The organism is Streptomyces coryli, assembly GCF_011044975.1.
In the GTDB taxonomy this organism is placed as follows: Bacteria; Actinomycetota; Actinomycetes; order Streptomycetales; family Streptomycetaceae; genus Streptomyces; species Streptomyces coryli.
This window is the reverse complement of record NZ_JAAKZV010000151.1, coordinates 1-19,664: the sequence shown is the minus strand read 5'-3', so window position 1 is coordinate 19,664 and position 19,664 is coordinate 1. Positions and strand designations below refer to the sequence as shown.

Here is a 19,664-nt window from a genome sequence, read left to right as displayed (position 1 = left end):
GTTGCCGGGTGCGGTTTTCCTGGCGCGGCGTGGTGCTGGGGCGAGGGAGCCAGCCGGGCGGCTTGCTCAAGGACGCTGGACGCGAGTACCCGCACCATCCAGTTAGCCAGGCCGCTGCGAGATCAACACTCTTGGCGCGGTCGCCGGATCGGGTGGCGGGTGGCTCTCTGGCTGATCACAAGGGTGCAGGCAGTGGGCGGTGGCACGTTTCAGCGGGGGTGGTTTGCTCGTGACGGCTTGGGCCGGCACGCCGATAGCGTCGGCGTGCCGTGCCGGGCCCCGGTGCGACTCCCGCCGCAATCTGTAGGACCAATTCCTCCTCGGCGGCCCGGGGTCCGGCACGGACTGGTTGGGTCAGCGCGGTGTGGTCACCGGGCCGTTGAAGAGGTAGGTCGAGCTGCCCGTGATGTCTCCCTTGCGGGCCGAGGGCGAGCACTCCGGGTCTACGCCCTTGGATGGCTTGCAGTCCGAGCCGTCGTAGTTCTGCGCGGCGATGTGGCGGGTCTCCAGGAGTTGGCCCGTCTGCTGGTTGATGATCCAGTGCATGTCATTGTGCGGGCCGGGGCCCTCAAAGGGGCGTTGTTTCCAGGCCACCTCCACTCCCGGGCGGCCCTCGCTGTCGTGGGTCTTGCCGATCATGTCCAGGCCCGGGGTGCGGGCCAGGACTCGGTAGAGGGCGGCGCGGACCTTGGGGTCGATCGGGGAGAACTCCATCAGGTGTGAGCCCTGGCCGATCACCTGGCGGTTCGCCGCGTCGCCCGACTTGCCTGCGGACAGCTCGCGGCGCAGTGCGTCCGGGGTGGTGGGCAGCTGCTTCAGCGCGGCCCAGTTGAGCTCCTTCTTGCCCACGGTCCAGAGCAGCTCCTTGCCGTTCGGTGCCGGCTTGTCGCCGATGCCGGTCGGGCTGATGACGCGGGTTTCCGTCCGGTAGGTGCCGTCGGTGTTCAGCTCCTTCGAGGTGAACTTCCAGTACGGGCCGGGGCCCGCCTGCTGGGCGGCTGCCTTGTCCGCTACGGAGTTGAGGAAGTCTGCGGCTGCCGCGCTGCCCGCCGGTTCGCCGCCGTCCAAGCTGATCACCGGGATCGCCACCGCCGTCGCCGCTACCGCCGCCACCGCGGCCGCCGTCGCTACGAGCCGGCGGCGGCCGAAGCGCCGCTGCCGGGGCTGCTTCTCCTCCGCAACAGCCGCCTGGCGCACCGCCGTCAGGGCGGCCTCGATGACCTCCCCCTCCGGCGGCGCCACCTCCCCCGCCGCAGTCAGTTCCTCGGCACCCGGGAAATCGAGCACATCATTCCTGGCATTCATGAGACATCTCCCGTCAGCGGAGTGAGAGCGGCGGCCGAGGACGACAGATCCGCGCGTAGTCGCCTACGCGCCCGGTGCAGCCGTGACCGCGCCGTGCCCGCCGGGATGCCCACCACCGCCGCCGCCTCCGTCGGCGTCAGCTGCTCCCAGGCCACCAGCAGCAGCAATTCGCGTTCCACGGCCGGCAGATCGGCGATCCTGCGGCGCAGCAGCGGGCCGACGGCCGCCGCGTCCAGGCGGGCGTCGACCGCCTGCCATGGGTCCCCGACCGGCGACGTCGCCCCGGCAGGGCCCTGCGCGCCCCGGGCCGCCTGTTGCCAGTGCCCGGCCAGTACGTTGCGCGCTATCCCGAAGAGCCACGCCCTCGCGGCCCCGCGCCCCGCGGCATAAGCCCCGCGCCCCGCATACGCCCTTAACCACACCTCCGACAGCAGGTCGTCCGCTGCCGCGGGCGCCCTTCGTACGAGATAGCCGTGCAGGGCGGCGGAATGCCGGTCGACCAAGGGCTCGAAAGCCGCGGGCTCGCTTACCGAGCGGGTCAGCAGATCTTCGTCCGCATCGTCCATGCCACTCCCCTCCAACGACCGCCCCTACGGCGGTCACACCCCTACTTGCAGTGTGGGACGGGGAGCGTTCGCGGCACGGTGCGCACACGGGCAGGCAAAAGCCGACGGCCCTGGTGTCGGGGGGTAGGCCACCAGGACCGCCGGCGGTTTTTGGGGCGCCAGGAAGCGCCACGGGGGACGGGGGTGAACGGGGGTGTTGCGTACGTATGCGGGAGCGGAAGTCCCGGATGTCGGCAGGAACGGAGCCCATAGCCCCGTCCCTGCCGCTTTTCGTGCCGTCCGCCGGGGCCGAGCGGGGGAAGGTGCCCCGGCGTTGCGCCGTTCCTCGGCTTAGATGCCGACGCCCTTGTTGCGCATCCAGGGCATCGGGTCGACCGGGTCGCCGCCGCCGGGGCGGACCTCCAGGTGGAGGTGGGGGCCGGTGACGTTGCCGGTCGCGCCTACGCGGCCGATGGTGTCGCCGGTCGTGACCTTGCCGCCTGTCTTGATCATCGAGGACAGGTGGCAGTACCAGATCTCCGTGCCGTCCTCGAGTTCGAGGACGATGCGGTAGCCGTACGAACCCGCCCAGCCGGCTTCCTTGATGGTGCCGGTGTGCAGGGCCTTGACCGGGGTGCCGGTGGGAGCGGCGAAGTCCTGGCCGGTGTGGGTGGTCGCCCAGTGCTCGCTGGTCTCGCCGAAGGTGGACGTGAGGGTGTAGTTGGAGACCGGGACGATGTAGGACGCCGCCAGCTTGCGCAGGCGCTCCTCCTCCGCCTTGCGGCGGGCTTCTTCCTCGGCCTTGCGCTTGGCCTCGAGCTCGGCCTGCTTCTTCTGCTCGAGTTCCTTCTTCTTGGCCGCTTCGGCTTCGTCGGCGGCCTTCTGCGCCGCCGCCTGCTCCATGGCGACGCGCTCCTGCTCGTCCGCCTGGGCCTGCTGCGCCTCGGCCTGCTCCATGATGCGGGCGCGCAGCGCCTCGCCGGAGCTGGCCTCGCCCGAGGCGACCTCTTCGCTGCTGAGGCCGGCCTGGGTGAAGGGGCTGGTGGTCTTGGTGCCGGGGGCCGGACCCTGGTCCTTCTCCGGCATCAGGTCGCCGACGCCCGGGAGCGATTCGGCGTCCGGGAGGCTGTCGCCCACCGCACCCGCCACGTCGGAGACCGGACCCATGTCCGGCATCGATATCGCGACCGGCGGCTTCGACTGCGCCTGGGATATGGAGGAACCTGCGCCGACTGCCGCTATGACACCGACGCCGAGGACCGCACCGCTGCGCGCCATGGAGCCGCGCTGCTTGGCAGGACGACGACGGCGCGACGACGGGCGGAAGCCGTCGTCGTAACCGGGGTCCCAGTCTTCGTAGGGACCATCGTCGTATCCCTCGTCATAGCCGTACGGGCCCGGCTCGTAAGGGTCGTACTGAGCCTCGGGTCCGGGGCCACGCCTATAGGACGCCACGCGGGCGTACTCCTTTCCTTCCTTCTCGCCTACCGGGTTAGCTGACGGGTTCGGAGCAGGAAGGTCTCCTACGGGCGGCCTCTGGCGGGAGGCTGTCCGATTCACCCCAAGGAAGTTGGTTCCCCGGTTCCCTCGGTGCCGCAAATGCATGGTGCTGGTGGTGCAGTTGGTGCTCTTGCGTTCGCAGCTTCTGCAGTTGTTTCACTTACGGGATTCGGCGACGGCGCACGGTGCCGCCTCTTGCGGCGGCAGTGACGACCGCGCTGCGTTATCGAACGCTAGTAGAGAGAGGGGTCTGATTCCAAGTCGTTCAGGGGATTGACTCAGCCCGCTGCCAATGACGTTACGGATTTCCGGTGGCAGAAGCGGACAAGTTGGCGCTGCCCCCACCCGGCAGTAGGTAACGGCCGTTAAACGATCGTGCGTTACTTGTTATGCGGAGGGGGGCTGATCCACTACGGAGCGTGAGAGAGCGAGCAGCGCCATGTCGTCGGCGGTGAGTCCGCCTGTGTGCCGCGCCACATCCTCGATGAGTTGGTCGAGCAGTTCCTCCGGGCCGCGGAAGACCCGGCCGCGCAGCCGCCGGTACGGATCGTAGAACCGCCCGCGCTCGTCCCGCGCCTCGGTGATGCCGTCGGTGAAGAGCACGAGCGTGGCGCCGGGCGGGAAGTCCAGCTCGACCGTTTCGTCCGGCCAGCTGCCGAGTTCGGAGACGCCGAGCGGCAGGGACGCCTCCTCCGGCTCCACCTTGCGTACGGAGCCGTCGGCGCGGAGGACGACCGGCGCCGGGTGGCCGCGGTTCACCACCCGCAGCGCGCGATTCCCCTCCGTGAACTCCGCCAGCGCCGCCGTCGTGAACCCCTCGAACCGGTCCAGGCCCTCCCGCCGCACCCCCTCCCGCAGCAGCGCGGCGTCCAGGCGCGTGGCGAGCCCCGCCAGATCCGGCTCCTGCTCCGCCGCCTCCCGGAACGCGCCGATCACCACGGCCACCGCCTCCACCGCCCCGAGCCCCTTGCCGCGCACGTCACCGACGATGGCGCGGACGCCGAACGGGGTCTCCTGGACGGCATACAGGTCACCGCCGATGCTGGCGTCGGCGTCGGCGGCCAGGTAGCGGGCGGCGATGCGCAGGCCGCCGATGTGCTCCTCGGGGTCGGGCAGGACGGCGCGCTGGGCGGCCTCGGCGACGTAGCGGGCGGAGGCGAGGCGGCGGTCGGCGCGGACGGAGAGCCGGTTGACGACGATGGCGATGAAGCCGATGACCAGGACGGTGATCATGTCGGTGACGGCGTCGGGCTGGTCCCCGGTGCGGTTCGCCAGCTCGAGGCCGACGGCGGTGCCGAGGCTGGCCACCGCCACCGCGACGGTGCCGCGCAGGTGGTAGAGCGGCGCGGCGATCAGCGGCGCGGCCGTGAAGAACGGCGAGGCGGTCATGCCGGGCGGGGCGACCTCGTAGAAGACGGCGCCGAGGACGATGAGGACCGGGGGCAGCAGCCGCAGGATCCGCCGGAGGCCGAGGCCGCGCCGGACCGCGCGAAACCCGCCACCGCCGCCTCGCTTCCGCACCCCCTCAGCCTTGCGTGCGGGCGCGGATGCGGCGAGCGGTGACCGCCAGCCGGGTCACCGGCATCCGTCTCCCGGCCCGCTCCGGTGGCCGCGCACCCCGCCCCGGGCGAGCGTGGAGTGTGGCTACTGCGCCTGCGCCCTCCGAAGCACCCGCCCCGGCACCCCGTGTCGTGCGCCGGCCGGTGGACCGGGCCCGGTTCTTCTTCGACCTCGCGCTCATCGTCGTGCTGCTCGGCGGGGCCGTGCTGGTCCGGGCCGCGCCCGGGCTGCTGATCGGGCCGATCGTCTTCGGCTCCGGGGTGGTGATGGCGCTCGCGCCGATCGCGGCCGCCACCGAGCGGCTGCTGCGGCGCGAGGGGCGGCTGGTCACCGACGGGGTGCTGGCGGCGCTGGTCACGTATCTCGCCGCGCTCGGGATCAATCTGTTCGTACGGGGGCCGGGGCCCGAGCAGCTGCGCGCCGCGGTCGCCGAGGTGCCCTCGGGCGGCCGCGAGGTCGCGGCGCTGCACCTGTACATCGCCACCGTCGTCGCCTTCATCACCCTCGTCGGCTTCGGCGACCGGCTGTGGCTGCGCAACGCCGCCTGGGCCGGCCTCGTGCTGACCGGGGCGGCCGCGCTGGCCAGCCACGACGCGACGCTGATCGGGGTGGTGGCGTCGTTCGCGCTGGGCCGCGCGGTGGCGTTCGGGGTGCGCTGGCTGCGCGGCAGCGTGGAGCTGCGGCCGACAGACGCGGACATCGTGGCCGCGCTGGCGGAGGCCGGTTACGGACCCGGCGAGCTGGATGTCGTCGTACTCGACCGGGACCGGGCCACCGCCGGGCTCGGCTACCGGCTGTACCAGTGGCTGCGGGTCCGCCGGGCGGCGCGCAGCCACGGTTTTCTCGGCTCGCTGCAGGACGCGGTGGAGCAGCGGACCCTGCTGTCGCTGGCGGTGCGCGACTCCGGCATCCGCACGCCGCGGCTGCTGGTGGTGCGCAAGCTGAGCCCGGACGCGGTGCTGCTCGGTTACGAGCACCCGGACGCCAGGCCGCTCACCGAGCTGCCGGCGGAAGAGCTCACCGACGACCTGCTGCACGAGATCTGGGAGACCGTCGCCGCGCTGCACCGGCACCACATCAGCCACCGGCGGCTGTCGGCGGACGCGTTCCTCGTCGGGTCCGGGGGCGAGGTCTGGGTGACCCGCCTGGAGGCCGGCTCGGTCGCGGCGGCCGAGCTGCAGCTGCTCCTGGACGACGCCGAGCTGCTGCTCACCCTCGCCATGCTGACCGACCCGCAGCGTTCGGTGACGGCCGCCCGCGCGGTCATCGGGGACGAGCGGCTGGCCGCGCTGCAGCCGCTGCTGCGGCCGGCGGTCTTCAGCTACGAGACCCGTACCAAGCTGATGAAGCACAAGGGCGTGCTCGACGAGGTCGGCAAGCAGGTCAAGGAGCTGGTGCCGGCCGCGCCCGAGCCGAAGGCAGTGGTGATCGAGCGGCTGCGGCCGCGGACGATCCTGTCCGGGCTCGGCGGTGCGGTGGCGGTGTACTTCCTGATCGGGCAGTTCGCCGGCCGGTCGCCGACGCAGCTGTTCACCGGGATGGCGTGGCCGTGGGCGCTGCTGGCCCTCGCGGCGACCGCCGTGACGTATCTGGGCGCGGCGATGGGCATCGCCGGGTTCGTGGCGCAGCGGCTGCCGGCGGTACGGGTGCTGCTGACGCAGTTCGCCGCCTCGTTCATCAGCCTGGTGACGCCGGGGGCGGTCGGCAGCATCGCGATCAATACCCGGTTCCTGCAGCGGGCCGGGGTGCCTGCCGGGGTCGCGGTGACGAGCATGGCGGTGTCGCAGGTGGTGGCGCTGCTGGCGTTCCTGCTGCTGCTGATGCTGCTGGGGTCGATCTCGGGGGCGTCGCACGGGACCGGGCTGCCGCCGTCGTCGGTGATCATCACGGTGCTGCTGGTGGTGGCGGTGCTCGCGGTGATCGTGGCGGCGGTGCCGCGGCTGCGGCGGTTCGCGATGGAGAAGGTGCGGCCGTGGTTCGCCGGGGTGGTGCCGGCGATGCTGGAGCTGCTGCGCAAGCCGGGGCGGCTGGCCGTCGGGGTCGGCGGGGCGTTCCTGCTGCCGCTGGCCGGGAGCCTGGCGCTGTGGGCGTCGCTGCGCGCCTTCGAGGACGACAAGGCGGTGCCGTTCGCGACCGTGGCGGTGGTCTATCTGATCGGGAAGTCGGCGGGCTCGGTGGTGCCGACGCCCGGCGGACTGGGGGCCGTTGAGGCGGTGCTGTCCGGCGGGCTCGCGGCGGCGACCGGGGTGAGCGGGGCGACGGCGTTCTCGGCGGTGATGCTCTTCCGGCTGCTGACGTTCTGGCTGCCGATCCTGCCGGGGTGGGTGGCGACCACGTGGCTGCAGCGCAGAGACGCGCTCTGACTACTCCAGGAAGCTGAGCAGGTCGTCCGCGTGCTCCTCCTCCTTGGCGAGGATCTCCTCCAGCACCCGGCGCGTGGTCGGGTCGGCGGTCCCGACCCAGTTGATCATCTCGGTGTACGACTCGATGGCGATCCGCTCCGCGACCAGGTTCTCCCGGATCATCTCGGTGAGGTCCTCGGCGGTCACGTACTCCGAGTGCGCCCGCCCGGCCACCTTCGCCGGGTCCATCTCCGGGGTGCCGCCGAGCTGGGTGATGCGGGCGCACAGCTTGTCGGCGTGCTCCTGCTCCTCCCCCGAGTGCACCAGGAACTCCTCGGCCACCGGCTCCGCGTCCAGGCCCTTGGCGGCGAAGTGGTGCTGCCGGTAGCGCAGCACGCACACCAGCTCGGTGGCCAGGGCGGTGTTCAGCAGCTCGATGACCTTGTCCACGTCGGTGCCGTACGAGGCGGTCACCGGGCCCTTCATGATGTCGTCGCGGGCCTTGTCGCGGAGCGTCTGCACGTCGGTGAGGAAGTCAGCCATGACGTCACTCCACCTGATCCCGGGCCCCGGTCCCGTACAACGCCGCGCACATCCACCCGACTGGCGCACATGACACGGCGGCGGGCCGCCGCCCCGCTGAGGCTGGGGGTATGAGCGACTCAGGCCCGCCCCGGCAGCCCACCTTCCTCGACGAGGTCAAGGACGCGGTGCGGCCGCGGTCCGCGCTGCTGGTGCTCGGGGTGCTGGCGCTCGGCGTGCTGTTCATCACCTCGTACGCGGGCGCCTTCCACAACCCCAAGCCGAGGGATGTCGCCTTCGGCGTCGTGGCGCCGAAGGAGGCCAGGGGCGAGCTGGTCGGAAAGCTGGCGAAGCTGCCGGGCCATCCGCTGTCCCCGCGCCCGGTCGGCTCCGTGAACGAGGCCGAGCGGAAGCTGAAGGACCGCACACTCGACGGGGCGCTGGTGGTCAACCCCATGGGCGGCAAGACGGACGAGCTGCTGGTCGCGAGCGGCGGCGGCGCGTCGCTGGCCGATGCCCTGGAAGACGTCATCGGCGAGGTGCAGAAGGCCGAGAAGCGGCAGCTGAAGGTCGTGGACGTCACGCCCGTCGAGAAGGGCGACGCCCGGGGGCTTTCGGCGTTCTACCTGGTCGTCGGCTGGTGCGTGGGCGGGTATCTGTGCGCGGCGATCCTGGCGCTGAGCTTCGGGTCGCGGCCTGCGAACATGCGGCGGGCGGTGATCCGGCTGGTGGCGCTGGCGCTGTTCTCGCTCGCGCTCGGGCTGCTCGGCGCCTGGGTGATCGGGCCGGTGCTCGGCGCGCTGCCCGGCAGCGTCGTCGGCCTGTGGGGGCTCGGCGCCCTGGTGGTCTTCGCGGCCGGCGCCACGACCTTCGCCTTCCAGGGCGCCTTCGGGGTGATCGGCATCGGGCTGACCGTGCTGGTGATCGTGATCGCCGGCAACCCGAGCGCGGGCGGCGCGTATCCGTATCCGCTGCTGCCGCCGTTCTGGCGGGACATCGGACCGGCGCTGATCCCCGGCGCGGGGACGTGGGCGGCGCGCTCGATCGCCTATTTCGGCGGCCGGGCGATGACGGGGCCGCTGCTGGTCCTGGCCGCTTGGGCGATCGCCGGGGCGCTGATCACGCTGGTCCTGTCGGCGCTGCGTACGGACCGGCGGTCCGCAGCCTGATCCCGTCCGGGCACATCGCCCCGGACGGCAGCGGCCGCGCGTGCAGCACGTCGAGCCGGTACACGGCGCAGGTCGCCACCGCCTGCAGGCAGTGCAGCCCGCGCGGTCCCGACTCGGCGATGGCGGCCGGCTCGACCAGCACCACGTGGTCGTAGCGGGTGCTCTTGCCGGGCGCGGGGGTGGCGGACAGCACCGGGACGGCGCTGAGCGCGACGTCGGCGTTCCACAGCGCGCAGGCCAGCGACTCCACTTGGGCGTCCGCCGCGATCACGGCGACCGGCCGGAGGTGCTGCAGGGCGGCCAGCACCGCCTGCACGGTGGCGGCGGCGACGTCGGGCACCCGGCGGACGGTGATGCCGGAGGTGGCGTAGGCACGCTCGGGTAGGGCTTCGAAGGGTCTGGACGAGCTGGATACGACGGTCACTGCGGGCTGCCTCTCGTCGGCGGGACAAGGCGTGCCTCGAGCGTCTTCCTTACGGCCCCCCGCGAACAACGACGGATTCGGCAACGGGCCATAACCGCTGGCTAATGGCCGCGCCCGGGGGCCGGGATGATCGATAACCGGGGGCTAATGGTTCGTTGCCGGATTGGGCATTGCCGACGGCCCTGGCCGCGCCGATCGTGGAAGCCATGAGTTCCGCCAGCACCCCGGTGTCGATCACGCCCGTACGCGATGTCCCGGCGCGCGCCGCTGCCTGGTGCGCGGTGGTACGGGCCTCGCTCGCCGCCGACCTGCCGGACGAGCCGCTGCCCTCCCGGCAGCGGCTGCTGGCGCGGCTGGCCGAGCCCGGCGCCGGGTCCCGGATGCTGACGTGGCTGGCCGCGACGCCCGACGGCGAAGTGACCGCCGTCGCCTCGGCGCGGCTGAACGACCAGCAGGGCCGGGAGAATTCGGCGGACGCCGAGCTGCACGTGCACCCCGAGCACCGGCGGCAGGGCATCGGAACCGCGCTGCTGGACGAGGTCGCGGGCGCGGTGGCGGCCGCGGGACGCGACAGCCTGGTCGTCACGGTGCCGGAGCAGTCCCCCGGCGATGTCTTCTGCCTGCGCCGCGGCCTCTCCAGAGAGCTGGTGCTGCACCATCTGCTGCTGCCGCTCAGCGACGTGCACCGCGCCTGGCTCGACGAGCTGGTGACCAGCCCCCGCCCCGGCTACCACCTCACCGGCTGGGACGGCCCGGTGCCGGAGACCCTGGCGAAGTCCTTCGCGGCGGCCAAGGACGCGATGAACGACATGCCGGCGGGCGAGAGTTCCGCCCCGGCCCCCCGTATCGCCTGGACCGCCGAAAGCCTGCGCGCCATGGCTGACGCCGTCACCGCCCGCGGCGACCGGCTGCTGACGGTGGCGGCGGTGCACGGCGCCACCGAGGAGGTCGCCGGCTACACGGAGCTGGCCGTCCCGGGCGACGGCGCCCGCCGGGCGCAGCAGTACGACACCGCGGTGGTGCCCGCGCACCGCGGCCACGGCCTGGGGGTGTGGGTGAAGGCGGAGATGCTGCGCCGGGTGCACGACGAGCACCCGGGGGTGGCGGAGATCGAGACGGACAACGCGGGCGCCAACGACCACATGCTCGCGGTCAACGAGCAGCTGGGCTTCCGCCCGTATCGCCGCAGCTACGTCTATCAGCTGGCGCTGACGCGCCCCTGAGGCTGCGGCCGCACCTCACGCGCCACCGCCGCGAAGGCCCGTAGCAGCGGCGTCTCGCCGGCGGTGCGCCAGACCAGCGCCCAGGTGCCGATGGGGGCGTCGGGCACGTGGCGGTAGACGATCCCGGGCCGCTGGTAGTAGCGCTCCGCGTCGCGATGGACCAGCGTGACAGCCTCGCCCGCCGCGACACACGCCGTGACCTCCTGGAAGGTCGCGACCTTCGGGCCGCGCCTGATGGGCCGCCCGCCGGGGGTACGGAACGGGTTGACGGCCTCCTCCCAGTACGGCGGCTGTGGATGCGCCGACTGCGTCACCACGTAGTCCCCCAGGTCCTCCACCATGACCTGTTCCTTGGCGGCGAGCGGATGCCCTGCGCCGACGAGCAGCAGCAGTTGCTCGGAGATCAGCTCGGGCCCCACCGTCAGATCGGGCTCGCGGACCGGCAGCCAGGTGACGGACAGATCGACTTCGCCGCGCCGCAACGGCCCGAACGGATCGCTGAAGTGCACTTCCTGAAACTTGAGTTCCGCCGCTGGATGACGGGACCGGAAGGCGCCGATGACGTCGGCGAAGTCGTGTGCCTGCGCCCCGATGACGCCGAGCGTCAGGATGCCCGTCGTGCCCCGGGCCGCGGCGGCGGCCGCCTCGACGGCGCCGTTGATCCGCTCGTACGCCTCCTTCAGCTCGCCGTACAGCTCCCGCCCGATCTCGGTGATCTCCACCTTCCGGCTGCTGCGCTCGAAGAGCGCGGCGCCGATCCGGCGTTCCTGCTTGGCGATGGACTGGCTGACCCGCGCCTGGCTGACGCGGAGCCGCTCCGCGGTGCGCCCGAAGTGCAGCTCCTCCGCCAGCGTCAGGAATATCTCGATGTCCCGCAGCTCCACGCCCGCCCCCCTGGTCGCCGTCGTGGTCACCGTAGCCGGTGCCCGGCTCAGGACGACACGGCCACCGCGTAGCGATTGGCCACGTCCTCCCAGTTCACCAGGTCCCACAGCTTCTGCACGTAGTCCGGGCGGACGTTGCGGTACTGCAGGTAGTACGCGTGCTCCCAGGCGTCGAAGACCAGCAGCGGGGTCACGTTCTGGCCGACGTTGCCGTGGTGGTCGTAGACCTGCTCGACGACCAGCCGCTTGCCCAGCGGCTCCCAGCCGAGCACGCCCCAGCCCGAGCCCTGCACCGAGGCGGTGGCGGCGGAGAGCTGCTTCTTGAACGCCTCGAAGCCGCCGAGGTGTTCGTCGATGGCGTCGCGGAGGGCGCCGTCCGGGCGGTCGCCGCCGTCCGGGGAGAGGTTCTGCCAGAAGATCGAGTGCAGGACGTGGCCGGAGAGGTTGAAGGCGTACGTCTTCTCCAGCCCCACCAGGCCGCCGAACTGCTCCTTGTCGCGGGCCTCGGCGATCTGCTCGAGGGTGTCGTTGGCGCCCTTGACGTAGGCGGCGTGGTGCTTGGCGTGATGCAGCTCGAGGATCTCGCCGGTGATGGCGGGCTCCAGCGCGGCGTAGTCGTACGGCAGGTCCGGGAGCGTGTAGTTGGCCATGGCCCCACCCTAGACCCTTATTGCGATAGACTTGCAACAACTATCTTCGTGCATCAGTATCGAGGACAGCGGTGCCGGGCACGTCCAGGGCTCCGGGCCACTCTCGTGATCGCAACCCAGTGCCAACCCGCCCGGCATCGCGCCCACTTCAGCGCCGCAGCCCCCACGTCTGCAGCCGGAACGCCCGCCCCTTCTCCTCGCCCTCGATCAGCGGCACGTCGAGCAGCCGGAAGCCGGCCTTGACGGCGACCGCGACGCTGGCCGCGTTCTCCGCCTCCAGCTCCAAGATCACCTCTTCCGCGCCGAGTTGGGTGAAGGCGTACTCCGCGAGCACCCGCACCGTCCGCGCCGCCAGCCCCTGGCCGCGGTGGGCCGGGCCGACGGCGTAACCGATCTCCGTGCCCTCCGGCGCCCGCCGCAGCATCGCCTCGCCGAGCGGGGCGCCGCCGTCGGTGGTGATGGCGAGCAGGATGGACGTCCCCTCGGCGCGCAGCTGCCGGGCCCGGTCGAGGCGGATCTGCGCGGCGGCCGCGTCGAAGGGGGAGACGATCGGCGTCCAGTACGCGATGTCCGGGTCGTCGAAGAGCTCCGGCATCGCCGCCAGGTCGTCCTCCGTCCAGTCGCGGAGCACGAGCCCCTCGCCGGTGAGCCGCATCCGTTCGGGGAAGGGCGATGCGGGGCTTTCACTCATGGTGCTGTGCCTCCTGACCTGGCCGGGAACCGCAGGATAGCGGCGGGCTAGGGTGCCCCGTATGACGACGCAGAACTACCTCTCGGAGCTCTTCTCGCTGGACGGCCGGGTGGCGGTCGTGACCGGCGGCAGCTCCGGGATCGGCCGGGGCATCGCCGGTGCGCTGGCCCGGGCCGGCGCGGCCGTGGTGATCGTGGCCCGCAAGGAGGCCGAGCTCGCCGCGACCGTGGACGAGCTGACCGCGGACGGCTGCAAGGCGGCCTGGGTGAGCGGCGATCTGAGCACCCGCGAGGGCGTACGGGCCGCGGCGGAGGCGGCGGTGGAGCCGTTCGGCGAGCCGGACATCCTGGTCAACTCCGCCGGCGTCAACCTCCGGCCCCCGATGGGCGAGCTCGGCGACGACGTCTGGGACACCACGATGGCGGTGAACCTGGACGCCCCCTTCCTCCTCGGGCAGCGCTTCGGCCCCGGCATGGCCGAGCGCGGCTACGGGCGGATCATCCACATCACCTCGCAGCAGGCCCACCGCGCCTTCGTGCAGTCCGGCGCGTACGGGGTCTCCAAGGGTGCCCTCGAATCCCTCGCCCGCTCCCAGGCGGAGGCCTGGTCACCGCACGGCGTCACCGCGAACACCCTCGTCCCGGGCTTCGTCATGACCCCGCTGAACCAGCGGCTGTCCTCCGACCCGGAAAAGGTCGCCGCCCTCGCCGCCCGCACCCTCGTCGGCCGCAACGGCCTCGCCGACGACTTCGCCGGCGCGGCCGTCTTTCTCGCGAGCCCGGCCTCGGCGTATGTGACCGGGCACGCGCTCTTCGTGGACGGCGGCTTCTCGGTGCACTGAACTCCCGGGGGAGGTCAGCGCACCGGGCGCCGCCCGTAGACGTGCACGTCGTCGCCCTTCTTCAGCAGCTTCCACAGCGCCTTGGACTCCGGGTAGCGGAGGTTCACGCAGCCGTGTGAGCCGGGCGGCTTGTAGACGCTGGAGTAGGTGCCGTGCAGCGCCTGGCCGCGGTCGAAGAACTGGCTGTACGGCATCGGAGCGTCGTACAGCCCCGACCAGTGGTCCTTGTGCCGCCAGTAGATGCGGTGCAGCCCGGTCCTGGTCTCGTAGCCGGGCCGGCCGGTGCGGACCGGGACCGGCGTGAAGAGCACCTTGCGGCCGTTCTGCACCCACAGCAGCTGCCGGGTCATGTCGACGCAGACGACGCGGCCGACGTCGGTCCGGCACCGGCCGTCCTTGTTCGGGTTCTTGCGGACCGTAGGCAGGAAGAGCTCGCCGTGGGTGACCGGGCCGGCGTAACCGGCGTCCGGCCAGATGTTCTTCTCCTTCTGGAAGGCCTGGATCGCCTCGCAGTCCGCCTTGGACTGCCTGCCGTCCACCGGCAGCTTCAGATAGCGCTCGACCTGCTTCTGATACGGGCCGGACTTGCGGGTGCAGAACGGCGCGTGCTTGCCCTTCTCCCCCGGCGGCTCCTCCTCGATGTCCGGCAGCACCGGCAGCGGCTCGGGGTCGCGCTGATAGCTCTCCAGCCGGGCGCGGCCACGGGGGATGTCCGGGGCGATCGTGCCCTGGTCCGGGGTGTCCGCGTACTCGACGAGACGGTTCAGCGCCTCGACGGTCAGGCGGTCGCGCGGACCGGGCGGCGGCGGCTGCTGCTCGGCGTGCGCCGGGCCGGCCACGGCCCCCGTCGCCAGCAGCAGGCCGGCGAGGACGGACACGGCGGCGGTGGATGCTCCGGGCATCAATGCTCCTCTCGGGGTCCTATCGGAGCAGTTGTATGCCAGATTTGACGCTTTTCCTTCGTTCCATTTCCCGGCGTGTCCTCACCCCCTGTTCGGGGCTAGGCTGCATGTCATCAGAGCCCAAGACCCCGGCCGCCTGGCTGAGCACTGCGGCACCGCCGCACAAGGGGATGGGGCTCGAATGGACGCTGATACTTCCGCTCCGCTGCATCAGGAGTGCCGGATCGTCGAAGCCGCGGGTCAGCTCGATCTGCTGACCACCCCCGCGTTCGGGTTGGACCTGCGCGCCGCGGGACGCGAGGCGGCCGGCTACCGATGGCGTCTGATCGTCGATCTCAGCCGGGTGTCGTTCATGGACGCGAGCCCGCTGCACGAGCTGTGCGCCGCCCGTAACCGCCATGAAGCGCGCGGTGGATGGCTCCGGGTGGTTTACACTCACGCCGGCATTGCCCTGCTGCTCCGGGCGGCCGGCCTGACCGGGGAATTCCCCCGCTACGCGAGCGTGCACGACGCGCTGCACAACCAGAGCTCCCGGACATACGAGTGACGCTCGTCGAGGAAAGCGCAGGCACGGACCGTGGTCAGTGACCGGATGGCGGAGGCCCTGCGCAAGCTGGGCCGCGGCACCGAGGATCTGGCCGCCATCTGCGCGGAGGCGCTGGACGCCGACGGCGTCGCCGTCTCGCTGGTGCTGGAACACAACCACACGGAACTCGTCTGGTCCTCGGGCGCCGCCAGCACCTACTTCGAGGACCTGCAGTTCACCCTGGGCGAGGGCCCGGGTCCCGACGCGGTCAGGTCCGGCTCGGTGGTGATGGTCCACGACCTGCTGCGGGTGAGCGCGGAGCGCTGGCCGGCGCTGCTGCCGGCGCTGGACGGTCACACGGTGAGCACGGTCTGCTGCTTCCCGCTCGGCATCGGGGCCATCCGGCTCGGCGTGCTCACCGTCCTGCGGCATCCGGCCCGCGCCCTGTCGCCGGACGAGGCGGACGACGCGCTCGTGCTGGCCTCCACCCTGACCGGGATGGTGCTGGACGGCGGCATGTCCGGCAGTCGCCGGGATGCACCCGAGCCGCCGCGGGTACTCCACCGGGCAGTGGTGCATCAAGCGACCGGCATGGTCAGCGCCCAGCTCGAGGTGCCACTGGCGGAGGCCCTGCTGCGGCTGCGGGCGCACGCTTACAGCCACAACCGCACCGTGAGCGAGATCGCGGAAGACGTGGTGGCCAGACGACTTCGATTCCACGACGATGACACCGGGCTGCTTCCGCCCGCCGGAAAAAGGGGATGACGACATGACCCGCGAGCAGCGACTGGCGGAGACCTTCGTCGAAGTGGCGGACTCCCTCATCGACGACTTCGACATCATCGACTTCCTGCAGCGGCTCTCAGCCCGCTGCGTGGAGCTCCTCGATGTGACCGCGGCCGGCATCCTGCTGGCCGACTCGCACGACGACCTGCAGATCATCGCGGCCTCCGACGAGCACACCCGGCTGCTGGAGCTGTTCGCGCTCCAGCACGACCAGGGTCCGTGCGTGGAGTGCTACCGCAGCGGCGCGGCGCGCACCGGCATCGACCTCGCCGACCCGGCGACCGCGGCCCAATGGCCGGTGTTCGCGCCGCGCGCGCTCGCCACCGGCTTCACCACCACGCACGCCCTCCCGCTGCGGCTGCGCAACCGCGTGATCGGCGCGCTGAACCTCTTCCACACCAAGCAGAGCACCCTCGGCGACGAGGACATCACGCTCGGTCAGGCCCTCGCCGACGTCGCCACCATCGCGATTTTGCAGCAGCGCACACTGGAGCAGAGCCACACCGAGAAGGGCCAGCTGCAGACCGCGCTGACCAGCCGTATCGTCATCGAGCAGGTCAAGGGCATCCTGGCCGAACGCTGGCAGCTCCCGCTCGACGACGCCTTCGACCTCCTGCGCAAGTACGCCAGGTCGCATCAGCTGCGGCTGGTGGAGCTGGCCCAGCAGGTCATCGACGGCACCGCCGACGCCGCGCTCATCGTCGGCGAAGCGGGGCACCGGCCCGGTGCAGGCTGATGAGCGCCTGCTTGTACGAGGCGAACAGCCCGGTCTCCGCGTAGTCCACGCCCATCTCCCGGCAGTAGCGGCGGACGATCGGGCGGGCCCTGGGCAGGGCTGGGCTGGGCATGCTGGGGAACAGATGGTGCTCGATCTGGTGGTTGAGCCCGCCCAGCGCGAGGTCGGTGAGCCGGCCGCCGCGGACGTTACGGGACGTGAGCACCTGCCGGCGCAGGAAATCCGGGCGGTCGTCGCCGCTGAAGGTCGGCATGCCCTTGTGGTTGGGGGCGAAGATCGCGCCCAGGTAGAGCCCGAACAGGGCCTGGTGGACGGCCAGGAAGGCGAGCGCCATCCCCGGCGGCAGCACCAGGAGCAGCACGGCCAGGTACGCGGCGATGTGCCCGAACATCAGCACACCCTCCAGCACCCGGCGCTTGACCACGGGGCTGCGCAGCGCCCGTACCCCTGAGACATGCAGATTGAGGCCCTCGAGCAGCAGCAGCGGGAAGAACAGCACCGCCTGCGCGCGGCCGAGCAGGCGGGGCAGGCCAGTGGCGGCGCGGGCCTGCCCCGCGGTCCAGACGAGGAGGTCGGGGGCGACGTCGGGGTCGCGCTCCTCGTGGTTGGGGTTGGCGTGGTGGCGGGTGTGCTTGTCCTGCCACCACTCGTAGCCCATGCCGATGCCCGCCCCCGCGATCCGGCCGGCGATCTCGGTGGGCCGGCGCCGCCGGAACACCTGGCGGTGGGCGACGTCGTGGGCGACCAGCGCCACTTGGCCGAAGGCCAGGGCGAGGAACACGGCGACGCCGAGGGTCCACCAGGATTCGCCGACGACGGCGAAGACCGCCCAGCCGGCGGCGTACAGGACGGCCACGGCCGTGATGCGGAACGTGTAGTAGCCGGGGCGGCGCGCCATCAGCCCGGCGTCGGTGATGAGTTGGGACAGTCGGGCGTAATCGCTGCCGGTCGTCTGCGACGACGCCGGCGCGGACGCGGACGACGGCATACGCCTCGCCGGGCGCGTGCTCATACGCTGGCACCCTTTCCTTCTGACTTCGGGTTTCGGCCTTCGGACTTCCCCCCGGATGCCCGGCCGGCGTCCCCCTGCAGGACACCGGCCGGGCCGGTTCCCGGCCTCATCACCACCGGCACCGCCGTGCCGGTGGCCTGGCCCCCCAGCGGCCGGGTGGGAGCGGGACAACTACACCGGTAGCCGCATCGGCGTCGGCTGAACCGGGTCACGGAATACGGCAGCCGACCCGCATGTACGGAAGACGCGTGGTGTGGCTGGTGGCGCGCCTGCCGACGGGGTGGCGCGGGGCCCGAGTCGCGAGGTGAGGCGGCATGCCTCCCGCGACCGCCTCCTCGGCAGCAGAGCTGCCGGGGGCTGGGGCAACACAGCCCACAGTAGGCCGGATACCCGGGGAGAACCAGGGCCGTACGGTCCGCTTCTGTGACTCCGGCGCCGACGGCCCCTGCTGGATACTTAAGCTACCACTTGACTATCCCGCTCCGGCGATTAAAGTTAAGTACATGCTTAAGCGTAAGGCGGAGGCGGCGGACCGGCTGTTCCACGCGCTCGCGGACGCGAACCGGCGGGCGGTGATCGAGCGCCTGACCCGCGGCCCGGCCACCGTCAGCGAGCTGGCGGCCCACCTCGGGGTGACCGTGGCCGCGACGGTCCAGCACCTCCAGGTGCTGCAGGACAGCGAGCTGGTGCGGTCGGAGAAGAACGGGCGGGTCCGCACCTGCCGGATCGACCCGGCAGGCCTCCGCAGCGCCGAGGCGTGGCTGCAGCGCCAGCGCACGGCATGGGAGCACTCCTTGGACCGCCTCGGCGCGGTCCTCGACGACCGGACGAAGGAGTCGGGATCATGAGCGAACACTCGGTGAAGCACAGCACGTTCACGCTGGAGCGGATCTACGCCGCTCCGCCCGCCGCGGTCTTCGCGGCCTGGTCCGACCGCGACACGAAGGCGAAGTGGTTCGCGGCCCAGGACGACCGCTACGCACTGGACTTCCGGGTCGGCGGCAGCGAGGCCGTGCACGGCGGCGACGGGGTCGACCTCGTCGCCAGGAGCGAGTACCACGACATCGTCCCGGACGAGCGCATCGTCTACACCACGGCGCTGTTCGCCGACGAGGTCCTGTCGACCGTGTCGCTGACGACCGTGCAATTCGCCGCCGACGGCGACGGGACCCGTCTGGTGCTCATCGAACAGGGCACCTTCCTGGACGACCAGGAACAGCCCGAGTGGCGCGAACAGGGCACCGGCGACTGGCTGGACGCCCTCGGCCGTCAGGTGGCCGGGCGATGACGTCCCCGGACAGCGAACGGCAGATCCGCGAGCTGCTGGAGACCCGCACCCGGGCGCTCGGCGACCGCGACGCCGCCACGGCGGCCGCCGCCTACGCCGACGACCTGGTCCTGTACGACGCGGTCGGCCCGTTCGTCCGCCGCGGCGAGGACCCGGCGGAGCGGCTGGAGCGGTGGCTCGCGTCGTATCGCACCGGGGTCGGGCATGAGATCCGCGACCTGGAGATCACGACGGGCGCGGATCTCGCGTTCTGCCACTTCCTGGTGCGGATCAGCGGCACGATGCGGGACGGCACCGAGGTCGGCATGTGGGTGCGCGCGACGAGCTGCCTCCGCCGGCGGGACGGTGCCTGGACGATCGTTCACGAGCATGCGTCGGTGCCCTTCGACGGTGACACCGGCCGCGCCGTGCTGCGCGGTGAGCTCTGAGCCTTCCTTCGGTGGCCGGACGCGCTAGACGCCGAAGTCGGGGATGGTGAGGGAGCCGTCCGCCGCCAGCGGGAAGCCCGGGTTGTGGGCGATCTCCCAGGCGTGGCCATCGGGGTCGGTGAAGACGCCGGTGTAGAAGCCCAGTTCCGTCTTGCGAGCGGCCCTGGTGATCCGGCCGCCCGCCCGCTCGGCGCGCTCGAGCAGGACGTCGACCTCCCGGTCGGAGCGGACGTTGTGGGCCAGCGTGAAGCCGCCGAACCCGACGTCGGGCGCGACATCCTCGACCCCGCTGTCCGCCGCCAGCTTGTCCCGCCCCCACAACACCAACCC

General features: G+C 71.8%; 22 protein-coding genes and 1 riboswitch. Of the genes, 10 read left to right on the top strand and 12 right to left on the bottom strand.

The features are described from left to right. Positions 1-354: 354 nt before the first annotated feature. The 4 genes from G5C51_RS27360 to G5C51_RS27345 all read right to left on the bottom strand — a co-directional run bounded on the left by G5C51_RS27360 (position 355) and on the right by G5C51_RS27345 (position 4,871). The gene (locus G5C51_RS27360) at positions 355-1,305 is read right to left on the bottom strand and encodes a CU044_5270 family protein (RefSeq protein ID WP_165240898.1); all 951 of its coding nucleotides are present in this window, start codon (positions 1,303-1,305) and stop codon (positions 355-357) included. Then, complete coding sequence (locus G5C51_RS27355) at positions 1,302-1,871, bottom strand: sigma-70 family RNA polymerase sigma factor (protein ID WP_165240897.1); 570 nt, start codon at positions 1,869-1,871, stop codon at positions 1,302-1,304. The genes G5C51_RS27360 and G5C51_RS27355 overlap by 4 nt, the downstream gene beginning before the upstream one ends. A gap of 330 nt (positions 1,872-2,201) precedes the next feature. Then, a complete protein-coding gene (locus G5C51_RS27350) occupies positions 2,202-3,305 on the bottom strand; it encodes a M23 family metallopeptidase (RefSeq protein ID WP_338118313.1) in 1,104 nt (367 codons plus the stop codon). 11 nt (positions 3,306-3,316) lie between these two features. Beyond that, positions 3,317-3,458: riboswitch (cyclic di-AMP (ydaO/yuaA leader) on the bottom strand. A gap of 279 nt (positions 3,459-3,737) precedes the next feature. Beyond that, a complete protein-coding gene (locus G5C51_RS27345) occupies positions 3,738-4,871 on the bottom strand; it encodes a PP2C family protein-serine/threonine phosphatase (protein ID WP_338118312.1) in 1,134 nt (377 codons plus the stop codon). Between the two features lie 170 nt (positions 4,872-5,041). Here G5C51_RS27345 and G5C51_RS44125 point away from each other — a divergent pair, with 170 nt between their 5' ends. Then, positions 5,042-7,273 (top strand): lysylphosphatidylglycerol synthase domain-containing protein, encoded by a 2,232-nt coding sequence (locus tag G5C51_RS44125; RefSeq protein WP_165240895.1) that lies wholly within the window; start codon positions 5,042-5,044, stop codon positions 7,271-7,273. On the opposite strand, the gene G5C51_RS27335 is transcribed toward G5C51_RS44125, so the two are convergent. Further along, positions 7,274-7,795, bottom strand: coding sequence for a ferritin-like domain-containing protein (locus tag G5C51_RS27335; protein WP_165240894.1), 522 nt, complete (start codon positions 7,793-7,795; stop codon positions 7,274-7,276). A 110-nt stretch (positions 7,796-7,905) separates the two neighbouring features. Between G5C51_RS27335 and G5C51_RS27330 the strand changes: the two genes are divergently transcribed. Then, positions 7,906-8,943, top strand: a complete 1,038-nt coding sequence (locus tag G5C51_RS27330) for a YhgE/Pip domain-containing protein (RefSeq protein WP_165240893.1) — start codon at positions 7,906-7,908, stop codon at positions 8,941-8,943. Here G5C51_RS27330 and G5C51_RS27325 read toward each other — a convergent pair. After that, positions 8,894-9,367 (bottom strand): hypothetical protein, encoded by a 474-nt coding sequence (locus G5C51_RS27325; protein WP_165240892.1) that lies wholly within the window; start codon positions 9,365-9,367, stop codon positions 8,894-8,896. The two genes, G5C51_RS27330 and G5C51_RS27325, sit on opposite strands and share 50 nt — an antisense overlap. 206 nt (positions 9,368-9,573) lie before the next feature. Between G5C51_RS27325 and G5C51_RS27320 the strand changes: the two genes are divergently transcribed. Beyond that, positions 9,574-10,590 (top strand): GNAT family N-acetyltransferase, encoded by a 1,017-nt coding sequence (locus tag G5C51_RS27320; protein ID WP_165240891.1) that lies wholly within the window; start codon positions 9,574-9,576, stop codon positions 10,588-10,590. Here the strand turns inward: G5C51_RS27320 and G5C51_RS27315 are convergent. The 3 genes from G5C51_RS27315 to G5C51_RS27305 form a co-directional block, all read right to left on the bottom strand. Beyond that, the gene (locus G5C51_RS27315; protein WP_165240890.1) at positions 10,566-11,474 is read right to left on the bottom strand and encodes a LysR substrate-binding domain-containing protein; all 909 of its coding nucleotides are present in this window, start codon (positions 11,472-11,474) and stop codon (positions 10,566-10,568) included. The genes G5C51_RS27320 and G5C51_RS27315 overlap by 25 nt on opposite strands. A 47-nt stretch (positions 11,475-11,521) precedes the next feature. After that, positions 11,522-12,124: a superoxide dismutase gene (locus tag G5C51_RS27310; protein WP_165240889.1), complete on the bottom strand. Its 603-nt coding sequence runs from the start codon at positions 12,122-12,124 to the stop codon at positions 11,522-11,524. A gap of 148 nt (positions 12,125-12,272) precedes the next feature. Beyond that, positions 12,273-12,815 carry a GNAT family N-acetyltransferase gene (locus G5C51_RS27305; protein ID WP_165240888.1) on the bottom strand — a complete coding sequence of 181 codons (543 nt, stop codon included), beginning with the start codon at positions 12,813-12,815 and terminating at the stop codon, positions 12,273-12,275. A 61-nt stretch (positions 12,816-12,876) separates the two neighbouring features. Between G5C51_RS27305 and G5C51_RS27300 the strand changes: the two genes are divergently transcribed. Continuing rightward, positions 12,877-13,656: an SDR family NAD(P)-dependent oxidoreductase gene (locus G5C51_RS27300; RefSeq protein ID WP_165240887.1), complete on the top strand. Its 780-nt coding sequence runs from the start codon at positions 12,877-12,879 to the stop codon at positions 13,654-13,656. A 14-nt stretch (positions 13,657-13,670) separates the two neighbouring features. On the opposite strand, the gene G5C51_RS27295 is transcribed toward G5C51_RS27300, so the two are convergent. Then, positions 13,671-14,315: a L,D-transpeptidase family protein gene (locus G5C51_RS27295; protein WP_420824859.1), complete on the bottom strand. Its 645-nt coding sequence runs from the start codon at positions 14,313-14,315 to the stop codon at positions 13,671-13,673. A 424-nt stretch (positions 14,316-14,739) separates the two neighbouring features. On the opposite strand from G5C51_RS27295, the gene G5C51_RS27290 reads away from it, so the two are divergent. The 3 genes from G5C51_RS27290 to G5C51_RS27280 are packed head-to-tail and all read left to right on the top strand — an operon-like array spanning position 14,740 to position 16,606. After that, positions 14,740-15,105, top strand: coding sequence for an STAS domain-containing protein (locus G5C51_RS27290; protein ID WP_165240885.1), 366 nt, complete (start codon positions 14,740-14,742; stop codon positions 15,103-15,105). A gap of 30 nt (positions 15,106-15,135) precedes the next feature. After that, on the top strand, positions 15,136-15,849 hold the full coding sequence (locus G5C51_RS27285; RefSeq protein ID WP_165240884.1) for an ANTAR domain-containing protein: 714 nt from the start codon (positions 15,136-15,138) through the stop codon (positions 15,847-15,849). A gap of 4 nt (positions 15,850-15,853) precedes the next feature. Further along, a complete protein-coding gene (locus G5C51_RS27280) occupies positions 15,854-16,606 on the top strand; it encodes a GAF and ANTAR domain-containing protein (RefSeq protein WP_165240883.1) in 753 nt (250 codons plus the stop codon). On the opposite strand, the gene G5C51_RS27275 is transcribed toward G5C51_RS27280, so the two are convergent. Beyond that, positions 16,566-17,594, bottom strand: a complete 1,029-nt coding sequence (locus tag G5C51_RS27275; protein WP_165240899.1) for a fatty acid desaturase family protein — start codon at positions 17,592-17,594, stop codon at positions 16,566-16,568. The genes G5C51_RS27280 and G5C51_RS27275 overlap by 41 nt on opposite strands. A gap of 527 nt (positions 17,595-18,121) precedes the next feature. Between G5C51_RS27275 and G5C51_RS27270 the strand changes: the two genes are divergently transcribed. The 3 genes from G5C51_RS27270 to G5C51_RS27260 are packed head-to-tail and all read left to right on the top strand — an operon-like array spanning position 18,122 to position 19,334. Next, entirely contained in the window at positions 18,122-18,466 is a 345-nt protein-coding gene (locus G5C51_RS27270; protein ID WP_165240882.1) for an ArsR/SmtB family transcription factor, read from the top strand. After that, on the top strand, positions 18,463-18,906 hold the full coding sequence (locus tag G5C51_RS27265; protein WP_165240881.1) for an SRPBCC domain-containing protein: 444 nt from the start codon (positions 18,463-18,465) through the stop codon (positions 18,904-18,906). Before G5C51_RS27270 ends, G5C51_RS27265 begins: the two co-directional genes overlap by 4 nt. Continuing rightward, the gene (locus G5C51_RS27260) at positions 18,903-19,334 is read left to right on the top strand and encodes a YybH family protein (protein WP_165240880.1); all 432 of its coding nucleotides are present in this window, start codon (positions 18,903-18,905) and stop codon (positions 19,332-19,334) included. Before G5C51_RS27265 ends, G5C51_RS27260 begins: the two co-directional genes overlap by 4 nt. Before the next feature lie 24 nt (positions 19,335-19,358). Here G5C51_RS27260 and G5C51_RS27255 read toward each other — a convergent pair. Beyond that, on the bottom strand, positions 19,359-19,664 hold a 306-nt coding region (locus tag G5C51_RS27255), incomplete at its 5' end, for a VOC family protein (RefSeq protein WP_165240879.1).